General features: G+C 66.2%; 6 protein-coding genes and 1 pseudogene. 3 read left to right on the top strand and 4 right to left on the bottom strand.

The window, feature by feature from the left end:
- Window positions 1–91: 91 nt before the first annotated feature.
- Window positions 92–2,713, top strand: a complete 2,622-nt coding sequence (gene clpB / locus ACFE7F_RS04805; protein WP_375402705.1) for an ATP-dependent chaperone ClpB — start codon at window positions 92–94, stop codon at window positions 2,711–2,713.
- 11 nt (window positions 2,714–2,724) lie between these two features.
- Here clpB and ACFE7F_RS04810 read toward each other — a convergent pair whose 3' ends face one another.
- Window positions 2,725–5,766 carry a TonB-dependent receptor plug domain-containing protein gene (locus ACFE7F_RS04810; protein ID WP_375402706.1) on the bottom strand — a complete coding sequence of 1,014 codons (3,042 nt, stop codon included), beginning with the start codon at window positions 5,764–5,766 and terminating at the stop codon, window positions 2,725–2,727.
- A gap of 244 nt (window positions 5,767–6,010) precedes the next feature.
- On the opposite strand from ACFE7F_RS04810, the pseudogene ACFE7F_RS04815 reads away from it, so the two are divergent.
- A pseudogene (locus tag ACFE7F_RS04815) lies at window positions 6,011–6,178 on the top strand (hypothetical protein); the annotation flags it as partial.
- Window position 6,179: 1 nt separating this feature from the next.
- Here the strand turns inward: ACFE7F_RS04815 and ACFE7F_RS04820 are convergent.
- Complete coding sequence (locus ACFE7F_RS04820; RefSeq protein ID WP_375402707.1) at window positions 6,180–7,478, bottom strand: aspartyl/asparaginyl beta-hydroxylase domain-containing protein; 1,299 nt, start codon at window positions 7,476–7,478, stop codon at window positions 6,180–6,182.
- Window positions 7,479–7,494: 16 nt separating this feature from the next.
- A complete protein-coding gene (locus tag ACFE7F_RS04825) occupies window positions 7,495–7,749 on the bottom strand; it encodes a hypothetical protein (RefSeq protein ID WP_375402708.1) in 255 nt (84 codons plus the stop codon).
- A gap of 118 nt (window positions 7,750–7,867) precedes the next feature.
- Between ACFE7F_RS04825 and ACFE7F_RS04830 the strand changes: the two genes are divergently transcribed.
- Window positions 7,868–8,899 carry a hypothetical protein gene (locus ACFE7F_RS04830; protein WP_375402709.1) on the top strand — a complete coding sequence of 344 codons (1,032 nt, stop codon included), beginning with the start codon at window positions 7,868–7,870 and terminating at the stop codon, window positions 8,897–8,899.
- A 64-nt stretch (window positions 8,900–8,963) separates the two neighbouring features.
- Here ACFE7F_RS04830 and ACFE7F_RS04835 read toward each other — a convergent pair whose 3' ends face one another.
- A complete protein-coding gene (locus ACFE7F_RS04835) occupies window positions 8,964–12,056 on the bottom strand; it encodes a TonB-dependent receptor domain-containing protein (RefSeq protein WP_375402710.1) in 3,093 nt (1,030 codons plus the stop codon).
- Window positions 12,057–12,122 lie beyond the last annotated feature (66 nt).

A 12,122-nucleotide genomic window follows, 5' to 3' on the forward strand; every position in this document is an offset into this window, starting at 1 on the left:
GGCACACCGCCGGCATGGGCTCATACGCCGTTCGCCGCCCTTGTGCCGCTTTCGCCGGACTTTATCTCACGAAGCGAGCACAAGGACCCACATGAACCTCGAAAAATTCACCGACCGCGCCAAGGGCTTCCTGCAGTCGGCGCAAACCGTCGCGATCCGCATGAACCATCAGCGGATCTCGCCCGAGCACATCCTGAAGGCCTTGCTCGAGGACGAGCAGGGCATGGCCGCCGGACTGATCGGCGCGGCCGGCGGCGACGCCAAGCGCGCGGTTGCCGAGACCGACGCGCTGCTCGCCAAAGTGCCCGCCGTCAGCGGCGGCGGTGCGCAACAGACGCCCGGCCTCGACAACGACGCGGTGCGCCTGCTCGACCAGGCCGAACAGATCGCCGCCAAGGCGGGCGACGGTTTCGTGACCGTCGAACGTCTGTTGCTGTCCGTGTCTATGTCGTCGAACCCGGCCGGCCGCGCGCTCGCGGCGGCGGGGGTCAAGCCGGACGCGCTGAACACCGCGGTCAACCAGCTCCGTCAGGGCCGTACCGCCGACACGGCGAGCGCTGAGGACCGCTACGACGCGCTCAAGAAATTCGCCCGCGACCTCACGCAGGCCGCGCGCGACGGCAAACTCGATCCCGTCATCGGCCGCGACGAGGAGATCAGACGGACGATCCAGATCCTCGCGCGCCGGACCAAGAACAACCCCGCGCTGATCGGCGAGCCCGGCGTCGGCAAGACCGCGATCGCCGAAGGGCTGGCGCTGCGCATCGCCAACGGTGACGTGCCTGACACGTTGAAAGGTCGCCGCCTCATGTCGCTCGATCTGGGCGCGCTGATCGCCGGGGCCAAATACCGCGGCGAGTTCGAGGAACGGCTCAAGGGCGTGCTCGACGAGGTCAAGGCGGCCGAGGGCGACATCGTCCTGTTCATCGACGAGATGCACCAGCTGATCGGCGCGGGTAAGTCGGAGGGCGCGATGGACGCGGGCAACCTGCTCAAGCCCGCGCTCGCCCGCGGTGAGCTCCACTGCGTCGGCGCGACCACGCTCGACGAATACCGCAAGCATGTCGAGAAGGATCCCGCGCTCCAACGCCGCTTCCAGCCCGTCTTCGTCGGCGAGCCGACCGTCGAGGACACCGTCTCGATCCTGCGCGGGCTGAAGGAGAAGTACGAGCTCCATCACGGCGTCCGCATCACCGACGCGGCGATCGTCGCCGCCTCGACCCTGTCGAACCGTTACATCACCGACCGCTTCCTCCCCGACAAGGCGATCGACCTGATGGACGAGGCCGCCAGCCGCATCCGCATGGAGGTGGAGTCGAAGCCCGAGGAGATCGAGACGCTCGACCGCCGCATCCTTCGCCTAAGAATCGAGCGCGAGGCGCTCCGCCGCGAGAGCGACGACGCCTCGCGCGACCGGCTAGGGGCGTTGGAGCGCGATCTGGCCGGGCTGGAGGAGCAGTCGGCCGCGCTCACCGCGCGCTGGCAGGGCGAAAAGGACAAGATCGGCGCGGAGGCTAAGCTCAAGGAGCAGCTCGACGCCGCGCGCATCGCGCTCGACCAGGCGCAGCGCACCGGCGACCTCGCGCGCGCGGGCGAGCTTTCCTACGGCACGATCCCGGCGCTCGAGCGCCAGCTCGCCGAGGCCGGCGTCGCGACCGAGGGCGCGATGCTGCGCGAGGAGGTGACGGCCGACGACATAGCGGGCGTCGTCAGCCGCTGGACCGGCGTCCCCGTCGAACGCATGCTGGAGGGCGAGCGCGACAAGCTCCTGAAGATGGAAGAGGCGATCGGCCGCCGCGTCATCGGCCAGGCGCACGCCGTCCACGCCGTATCCACCGCCGTCCGCCGAGCGCGCGCGGGATTGCAGGACCCCAACCGCCCGCTCGGCTCGTTCCTGTTCCTCGGCCCCACCGGCGTCGGCAAGACCGAGCTGACCAAGGCGCTGGCCGAGTTCCTGTTCGACGACCCCGCCGCGATGGTCCGCATCGACATGTCGGAGTTCATGGAGAAGCACGCCGTCTCCCGCCTGATCGGCGCGCCCCCGGGCTATGTCGGCTACGAGGAGGGCGGCGTTCTGACCGAGGCCGTCCGCCGCCGCCCGTATCAGGTGATCCTGTTCGACGAGGTGGAGAAAGCGCACGGCGACGTGTTCAACATCCTCCTTCAGGTGCTCGATGACGGCCGCCTCACTGACGGCCAGGGCCGCACGGTCGACTTCACCAACACGCTCATCATCCTGACGAGCAATCTCGGCTCGCAATATCTGACGACGCTCGCCGACGATCAGGATGTCGACACCGTCGAGCCGCAAGTGATGGAGATCATCCGCGCCCATTTCCGGCCCGAGTTCCTCAACCGCCTCGACGAAGTGATCCTGTTCCACCGGCTCGGCCAGGCGCACATGGCCCCGATCGTCGATATCCAGGTCGCGCGCGTCGGCAAGCTACTGGCCGACCGCAAGGTAACGCTCGACCTCACCGACGCCGCGCGCGCCTGGCTAGGCCGCGTCGGCTACGACCCCGTCTATGGCGCGCGGCCGCTTAAGCGCGCGGTCCAGCGCCACCTCCAGGATCCGCTCGCCGACCTGATCCTACGCGGGGCGGTCAAGGACGGCCAGACGATCCGCGTCGACGAGGGCGAGGGCAAGCTGGCGCTCGGGGTGGCGCAAAACACGATAGGGAGTGACATCCGACCGGACACCACTCCTCCTTAAGCAGATCGGTTCTACAAACCGACGCGTATGCCCGCGCGGAATGATCGACCATAGATTCCTGTGCCGCCCTGAACGGGATTATACAGGTGGGCACCATAGGTCACCACGTCGATTGGCGGCAAGTCGTCGAGGATGTTGAGCACGTTGACGTAGAAGGTGAACTGATCGTTGACCTTGAAGCTGCCCGTTACGTCCACCGTCGTATAAGAAGGCACGTCCGGATCGACATATTCCGGGGCTAGCCCACCATCTCCTTGAGTACCCGGACCGGTCTGGTCCTCGGCGGAGAGATTATACCCGTCGAAGTAATTAGCCGTCCCGCTTAGGATGAAGTCGCCCAAGTCGAGCGTATTTTGCCACGAGATACGCCATTCGGGCGTGCCTGATCCGGCGGTAAGGTTGAAGTTGCCGAGAGTGCCCTCGTAGCGCTCTTTCGTCCCATCGGGAAATGTCGTGGAGAGTTCCAGAATCAGGCTGGCGTCGGCGGACGAGGTGAAGCGAAATCCATCGCCGAACGGAAAGCTTGCCGTCGCGGAGAAGTCGATGCCCTCCGACTTGATCGTGTTGGCGTTGACGAAGCCCGACTCGATAAAGCCGATGCGCGGTCGCGCGTTCGGAAAAGCGGAGTCCGTCACGTCCGCAATGACGTTGTAACCGTCCGGAGTCGCCGCATTCGCATAGTAGGCCGCCAGCGCCGGCGAGGCGTTCGCGGTCGTGATCGCGTTGGTCTTCTTGATGTTGAAATAATCAATCGTAATCGCGACCCCGCGGATCGGTTCGAGAATCACACCGCCGGTAAAGCTGCGTGACTTTTCCGGCTCGAGATCCTCGGTGCCAAGCGAGGTCAAACCGTACGTCGCAGTGCGGATGTAGGTCGGGCACGTCGAAAAGGTCGCCTGCGTGCAATTATACTGAGCTAGGAAGGCGTCCGGATAGATGCTCGACGACGCGGTCACGAAACCGGTGGTCGGTAGCGCGTTAGCCTCGGCGAAGCTGGGAATGCGGAACCCGCGCGAATAGGTTCCTCGGATCGCGACCTGCCGGATCGGCGTGAACTTGGCGCCGATCTTGGGCGAGAACGCGTCTTGGCCGCTCGAGTATTTATCATATCGGCCCGACGCATTGACCGTGAACTGGTCCACGATCGGTGCATCGAGTTCGGCGAAAGCCGAATAGACCTCGCGACTTCCCGAAGATCCGAACGCGTTGATCGTGAAATAGCGGTTCGTCGGCCCGTTGGAGTCGGGATTGGCGCTAGGCGAGTCGACGGACTCGTAGCGGAACGCCACGCCGACGCCGAGCTGAAGCGGACCGCCCGGCAGGTCGAACAGTTTCTTACCTGCTGAAAACTGAGCTTGATATAAATCCGATTCTGAGCCGGTGATGTTTACTGGGGTCAGAAAGTCGAGCGTCGCTTGGCTATTCGCCGACGGATTGGCAAAATTATATGACCCATTGCCGATCGCAGTCAGCAGATTGGAGATAAAGACAAATCCGTCCTGCGTTCGGCGAAGGTCATTGTGCATCGCGGTCAAATCGAAACTATAGTCCAAGTCGTCGAACACGGTGCCGTTGACGCCCGCCGCCGCGCGATAAACACGGCTGCGCGTCTCGTTGAAGGTCTGTTCATTGGGCAATCGGCCGATCAGGCGCGCGACTTGGCCCTGCGCGGCGAACGGATTGTTTGGATTGAGACGGCGGTCCGTCGCCGTGTCGCAGTTAGTCGCCGCGGCGCATACGAACACCGGAAGCGCGAGCACGCCGGAGCCGGCCGCGAAGATCGGCCCGCTCGTCTGCGTGGAGAATCGGGGAAAGAGGATGCCGGCCGGCGCGTTCGCTCGGATAAACGGCGTACCCCCGGTATAGTTCACCCTGCTTTGCTGAAAGTTTACTTGGAGGTATGCCTCCGAACTGTCGCCGACCTTGGCCGTGGCACGTGCCGAGCCGCCGAACCGCTCGATGTTGGGCGAGATCACGCCGAACTGGTTGGTCAGGTCCTCTTGGCAAACCGTACCCGGTGCGGTCGGATTGGCGGCAAGGTCCGCCCCGGTTAGCGTATACTGGGATCCTCGTACGCAGCCGAGAGCCGGATTCAGCTGCTGGTATCGACCCAACGCCGCAGTGTTGGCCGCATTCGCGGGGCGGACGTAAAAGGTGCTCAACGCGCCCGACCCGGTGTTCGCGTCGGAGAAGCCCTGAAACGCGCCGTTCGCATCCAGCCCGTTGATGATGTTGTTCGGACCGCCGGTGCCGATCCCTCGCTGGTCATCCGTGTTGAACGGGTATGGCCGGTCGTGATTGAATAGCGCCTCTTGCCGGAGGTAGAACCCGCTCGCGTAGACGTTGAACCGGTCTTCGTCGAGATCGCCGGTTCCAAGCGTCAACGATAGTCGCTGATTGGCCCCATCGCCGCGCTCCGTGATGCCGGCCTCGACGCGCGCGCCGATACCGACGAATTGGCGCTTGGTGATGATGTTGACCACGCCCGCGATCGCGTCCGCGCCGTAGGTCGAAGATGCGCCGTCGCGCAAAACTTCGATCCGGTCGACGATATCGTCGGGTATGGTGTTCAGGTCGACGAAGTTGCGGCTACCGTCGTCCGCCAAGGGATAATACGCCGCGCGCAAGCCGTCGAACAACACCAAAGTCGAGTTGGTCGACAGACCGCGCAGCGAAACCGACGACGCGCCGGCCGCGAACGCGCCGTTGGACGTGAACGAGTTCGTCAGCGCGGGCCCGTTATTAAAGGTGAGCTGCTGGATCCCTTCCTGAACGGTATTGATCCCGCGCTGGTCGAGGGCTTCAGCCGTGACGGTGGTGAGGGGCGAGGGCGTCTCGATGTCGGTGCGGCGGAAGATCGAGCCGGTCACGACGACATCCTCGCCCTCAGCGGGCGCGTCCGCTTCCTGCGGTCCCTGGGTCGCGACGGTGTTAGGAACCGGTGCAGGCGTTTCGTCGCTCGACTGGGTGCTCTGGGCATAAGCCGGCGAAGCCATCACGGCGACAGCGAACAGAAGCGTCGTCGACAGCAGTCGCGTCCGGACGATCCTCATCTCATAAACCCCTTCAAATTTTCGACCGGCTGACGTCTGATCTGCACCCGCTACCGGCCTCGATATTTGATAACTTTAATGTCGAAGAATGGTCGTCGGCAATGTGGTTCGAACCCGGGCGCGCCACGTGACAAGCTTTTAGAACGAAGTGTTGCAATTCCGATACATTCGCCATGCTCTGCAGGTTACGGAGGAGCTAGGCATCTTGGACGACGATTGAAGAGCAACACCGGGGTTGATCCAAGGCCGCGTCGGCTACGACCCCGTCTACGGCGCCAGGCCAATGAAGCGCGCGGTCCAGCGCCACCTCCAGGATCCCCTCGCCGACCTGATCCTGCGCGGGGCGGTCAAGGACGGCCAGACGGTGCGGGTGGACGAGGGCGAGGGCAAGCTCGCGCTGGCGGTGGGGTGAGCTAGTCGGCGACCGCGCCCATCCCCGCGGGCGCGTCCTCCAGCGCGCCGAGCGTGCGGAACAGCGCGCGCAGCATGTCGCGCTCGGCGGCGGAAAGGTGCGGGTTCCACACGTCGAGGATGAGCACCGCGCGGACCGCGTCCGAGCCGTTCCACGCCTCATGCTCGATCGTGTCGTCGAACGCGAACGCCTCGCCCTCGACCCACGCCCGCGTCTCGCCCCCGACCCGGAAACCGCACCCCGGCGGCACGATCAGCGGCAGATGGACGATCGCGCGGACGTTGCTCACCCCCGTATGCGCGGGGAGGCGGGTGTCGGGTTTCAGCACGGAGAAGAAGGCGGTTGGTCCCCTCCCCGGCATATCGGCGAGCGGGACGCGGGCGAGCGCGGCCGCCGTCGCCGGACAGCGTTCGCACACGTCCGCCTGCCGCTCGCCATATTTCCAGAGATAGCGCGCGCTCCACGCGTCCGACCGGTCGAGCGGGGACCATTTGTTCACCGGCGAGCCCGGAGTCATGTCGACATACGGCGCGAAGCCGCTGTCGGGCGCGGCGAGCAGCGCCTCCAGCTCGTCCCGGATCGCGGGCGCGGCCGCCTCCAGCTCGGCCATCCAGGGGAACAGCGCCCGGTCGAAGAACTCGTCGGCGGGCAGGAACGGGAAATGCAGCCCGTGCGGCTCGTTATGGAACACCCGCCGCCGCCCCAGCATCGCATCGACGCACGCATCGAACCGCCGCCGCGCGGCGGGGTCGACCCCGCCGCGGGCTGTCTCGAGCTGCGCGTCCACCTCCCCCCCGAACCGCACGCCGCGGTCGGCCACCCGCGCGCGGGCGTGGGCGAGAAGATCGTCCAGCGCGGCCGGGCGCGGCGCCGTCGCCTCGACGACGCTGACCACCCCGCCCCACCGGAATGCCGCCTGGTTCGGCTCGCCCACCCGCTCATGCAGCTCGGCCATCCGCACGTTGGCCATCAAATGCCGCTGATCGACCGCCAGCGCCCCCTCCAGCGCCGCGCGCTCGCCCGGATCGTCCCCCAACCGCCGCCGCGCGGTCGCCAGGTTCATCCATAATGGCGCGGCGTTCGGATCGGCCGCGGCGGCGCGCGCGAACAGCGCCTCAGCCTCGCGAGGGTCGGTCGCCAGCGACTGCATGCCAAGCGCATTCAGCGCCTCCGCATGATCCGGCGCGCGTTCTACGACCTGATGCAGGGCCGCCGCGAACGCTGCCGGATCGCCCCGACCGCTCGCCTGCGACGCGGCCTGCATCAGGCGCGCGACGGTGGGATCGTTTGAACCCGCCAAGTCCGACCGCTCGGTTCTACGTGCCGCCGGGGCGGGTCATCTGTCGGTCAATCTCGTACTGGCCGCCCATCCGCGCCGCCTCCGCGATGCGGTCCCAATCCACCCGCGTCCGGCATTCGCGGCGCCTGGCGACCAGCGATCCGGTATCGGCGGATCGTTTACAGATCATCTTGGGCTTCACCGGACCAGGCACTGGAGCTTGCCCCGCCGGGGCGACCGCCGCCGAACCGAGCCCCAACGCCGCCGCCGTCAACACCGCCGATCGCATCATGTCACCGCCCTTTCCGCTTCGTTTCAACCGCGAACATGCACGGTTTTGGCATCGCCGGAAAGAGGGCGCGCGAGACGAGGGGTGACGACCGGCACAGGCTCGTGGCACCAAGCATTGCATGACGAACGCTCAAACCGCCAATGCCGCGTTGATCGCCGAGCCGGACTGGTTCGCGCATCGGTTCGATCCCGAGCGCGACCTGTTCCACCTCATCCCGGCGACGCGCGCGGAGCTATGCGCCGCGACGTTTTTGACCGACGAGAACCTGCCCGGCGCGGCCCGTGCGGTGCCGGCCGCGCGCGCGGCGACGGTGGCCGGGGCGGCGCGGCGCGCGCCCGTCCACTTCCTTTTCCACTCGGCCTTCTGCTGCTCAACGTTGCTCGCCCGGGCGCTCGATATCGACGGCGTGGCCGCGGCGCTGAAGGAGCCCGTGATCCTGAACGACCTGATCGGCTGGCGCGGTCGCGGCGGCGCGCCGGCGCTCGTCGCCAGGGCGCTCGACGAGGTGTTGCTCCTGCTCGAACAGACCGCCCGGCCGGGCGAGGCCGTGCTGATCAAGCCGTCCAACCTCGTCAATCCACTCGCCCCCGCCGCGCTGGCGCTACGCACGGACGCGCGCGCGATCCTGCTTCACGCGCCGCTCCGGACCTTCATCGCGTCCGTCGCCTCCAAGGGGCTGGAGGGCCGCCTATGGGTGCGCGACCTGTGGGCCAAGCTGCTGGCGGGCGGCGCGGACCCGTTCGGCTTCACGCCCGAGGAGCTGTTCCGCCATTCCGACCTTCAGGTCGCCGCGCTCGGCTGGCTCGCCCAACACCGTGAGTTCGCCGCTCTGGCGGCGCGCTTCGGTCCGAGGGTGGCGACCCTGTCGAGCGTCGACCTGCTGACGAACCCGGCGCGAGCGCTCGGAGCGGCTGCCCTCCATTACGGGTTGGCGCTGGACCGCACGGCGGCGGCCGCGATTGCGGCGGGGCCGATCTTCACCCGCCACGCCAAGACCGGCGGTGCATTCGACGCCGCCGCCCGCGACGTGTTGCACCGAGCCGCGTCCGACGCCCACCGCGAGGAGATCCAGCTCGTGGAACGCTGGGCGGTAACGGTCGCCGAGAGGGCCGGGATCGCCTTACGACTGGCCCGACCTCTCCTGGCCTGAAGCGTCCAAACGAAAAAGGGCGAGCCTCGCGGCCCGCCCCCAGACTTCCCCGAAACGCTTCCGCTCAGAAGCGGACGCGGCCCGTGACGGTGAACCGGCGACCGAGCGGGTCGTAGGTCGACGGATAGGTGTTGCCGCCGTTGAAAGTGGTGTTGCCGACCGTATTGCCCACCAGCGGCGCGTCCTTGTCGAGCAGGTTCTGCACCAGCGCGATCAGCGTAAAGTTTTCCGACACGCCGATCCGCGCCGACAAATCGAAGTAATCACGCGCCTTGATTCGGTTGAAGTCTACGGTCCGCCCGGTTAGCGCACCGAGCCCACCACCAAGCGTCCCCGAGAACGCCGCGTCCTCCGGATCGTTCGCGAACTCGTAATCGACGCGGTCGAGATGCCGCCATAGCAGCGAGATGTCGACGTCCCCGAAGCCGATGGTGGTGCGCTGATTCCAGCTGAATTCCGGCTGGATCGATCCGGTGAGGCTGCAGTTCGTGCTGTATAGACCGACGCAGTCCCGGTTGACCGAGTTCGGCGTCGCCTGGAACTTGCTGCTGTTGGTCCAGTTGCCGTTGAAGCTCAAGCCGAGCTTGGCCTCGCCAATATCCTGAGTGTAGTTCAGCACTACGTCGATACCGTCGGTCTTCAGCGTCCCCAAGTTGGACAGGGTCAGCGGAAGCCCCAACGTCGTCGTGGCGTCGCCTGACAGCGACCCGTCGATCGGGTTGCGCCGAATTCCCAGGCACGCCGGGTTCGTGACGCTGAGAGCACCAAAACAGGCGGCGATCGCATCGGCCGGTGCCGGCTGCGTGATCGCGTCCTTGATCTTGATGTTGTAGTAGTCGACCGAGGCCGAGAAGCCGGGCAGGAAGCTCGGCGTGAACACGCCGCCTACCGTATAGCTGTTCGACTTTTCGGCGGTCAGATCGAGATTGCCGCCGCCGGTCGACTGAGCCTGACCCGCCGTTGGGACGGCGATCGACCCTATGACGCCCGCCGGAGCTCCCTGGGCGATGCAGACGTCGCGGAGCACGCCCGTCGGGACCGCGCGCCCGGGGATCTGCGAACCATTGTCACGCAGGTTGGCGCACGGATCGTCTGCCAGATTCGTCAGCGTCGTGTTCACCGGGTTGAACAGCTCGGCGATATTGGGCGCGCGCACCGCGCGGGCATAGTTGCCGCGGATCTTCACGCCGTCAAACGGCTCCCAGCTGCCTGCGCCCTTATACGTCGTGGTGCTGAACGACCGCTCGTTCGCCGCCAGAACGGTGTAGTCCGAATAACGGATGCCGCCCTCGATCTGCAGGCTCTTGAAGAAAGGCCGATCGACGATCAGCGGCACGATCAGCTCGCCGATCGCCTCGTACACTTCATATCCGCCGTTGATCAGAGGCGCCGCACCGCCCGAGCCGCCGAGATCGCCCGACTGCGAAAGCGTGTCGGAGAACTGCGAAGCGCGGTACTTGCGGTATTCGCCGCCGACCGCGAAGCCGATCGCCTCGGTCGCGAGCGGGCTGACCAGCCCGAAATCGCCCGAGATCGTACCGCGCGCCTGCGCCAGCGAAACCTCTACCGAGATCTGGCTCGAACCCTGGAGGAAGGCGAGCTGATTGGACGTCAGCGAGCCTTCCGGACCGAAGAAGTTAGTAGGGACACAGCCGTTGGCAGGATTTTGGCAGCTTACCGTGCCCGGCGTGTTGCCGTTCACCAACAGCGACTGCTGCACGCGGGAGTTGAGCGTGTAGCCCGACTGAGTCTGGACGTTCTCCGACTCGCCATATGCGCCGAACACGTCATAATTGATATTGCCGACGATCGGTCCACGCAGGCCCAGGCGATAGTCGAAGATGGTCGTTTGGAAGTCCGACACGCGCGGCCCGAGCTCGGTCGCGCGGCGGAACACCGCCGTGGCGACCTCGCGGTAGTTCGGGTCGGTGCGACTGGTCGCCGTTGCGGCCAGGTCGCACTGCGCCTGCGACAGGCTCCGGGTGATGCCGACCCCGGAATTGGTGTCGAACGCGCAGAAAGCGTTGCGCTGCGCGGTAGTCAGGAACGGGTTGTTGAGGCTGACCGTGACCGGAGTGCCGAACGCGCCCGACGGCGCGATCAGCGTCGACACGGTGTTCTTGGAGAACAAGCCGCGCGTGTAGACCTCGACCGCGTCCGACAGCTCGTAATTCGCCGCGCCGTACATGTTGAACCGCTCGAACGGGGTCTGGAAGACGTTCAGCGGATTGAAGTTGAAGGGGTCGAACGCCGCGCCGGGGCGGAATGCCGTGCCGTCCGCATTGATCTGGCGCGTGCCCTGCACCGCGTTCACACCCGCGATCGAATCAGCCCCGGTCGGGTTGACGTTGGAGAAGCGCGTGGGGACGGACGTGCCCGAGCCGCCGACCGCGCCGGAGAACGAGTCGACCTGGAACCGCGATACGTCCCGGTCGCCCTGGAATACTTCGTCCACTTCCTGATAGCCGATCGAGAACACCACATTGCCGCGGCCGTCCTCCAGATTTGCGCCGATCGTCGCATCCACGCGGAAGATGTTGCCGTCGCCGCGCTCAGTGATCTGGTTCGACACATTCAGGTCGATGCCCGAAAAGTCGGACCGCGTGATGAAGTTGATCACGCCCGTGACCGCGTCCGCGCCGTAGGTGGTCGACGCGCCGCCCGTCAGCACGTCCGCGCGCTGGACCAGCGCAAGCGGGATGTTGTTCAGGTCGACGCGGCCCTGGAGCTCGGCGGGAACGATCCGCACGCCGTCGAGCAGCACGAGGTTGCGGTTCGAACCCAAACCGCGAAGGTTGGCGAACGACGCGCCGCCGTTGCCGTTATTGACCGCCGAACCGATCGACGGGACCACGCCCGGCAACTCGCGCAGCAGCGCCTCGGCCGTGTTGCTCTGGCGAAGCTCGATCTCCTGCTCGGAAACCACCGTGACCGGGTTGGAGGCGACCAGGTTCGGGTTCTGGATCAGCGACCCGGTGACGACGACTTCGCCGCCCTCGACGACCTGATCGTCGTCGGCCGCAGTCTGCGGCGTCTGCGACGCGGACGGGTTCTCGACCGCACCTTCCTGCGGCAGGATCTGCGCCTGGGCGGGAACGGCGAGGATCGCGGCCCCCACCAGCAGCGTCGACGCCAGCAGGCGTGCGCGAGCGTTCATCATAATAGAGCCCCTCGTAGCGGCAGCGGGCCGCGTTTTGTTTCATGGACCGAATTGTTTCAGTCT

The sequence above is a fragment of the uncultured Sphingomonas sp. genome, assembly GCF_964235535.1.
Lineage (GTDB): Bacteria > Pseudomonadota > Alphaproteobacteria > Sphingomonadales > Sphingomonadaceae > Sphingomonas.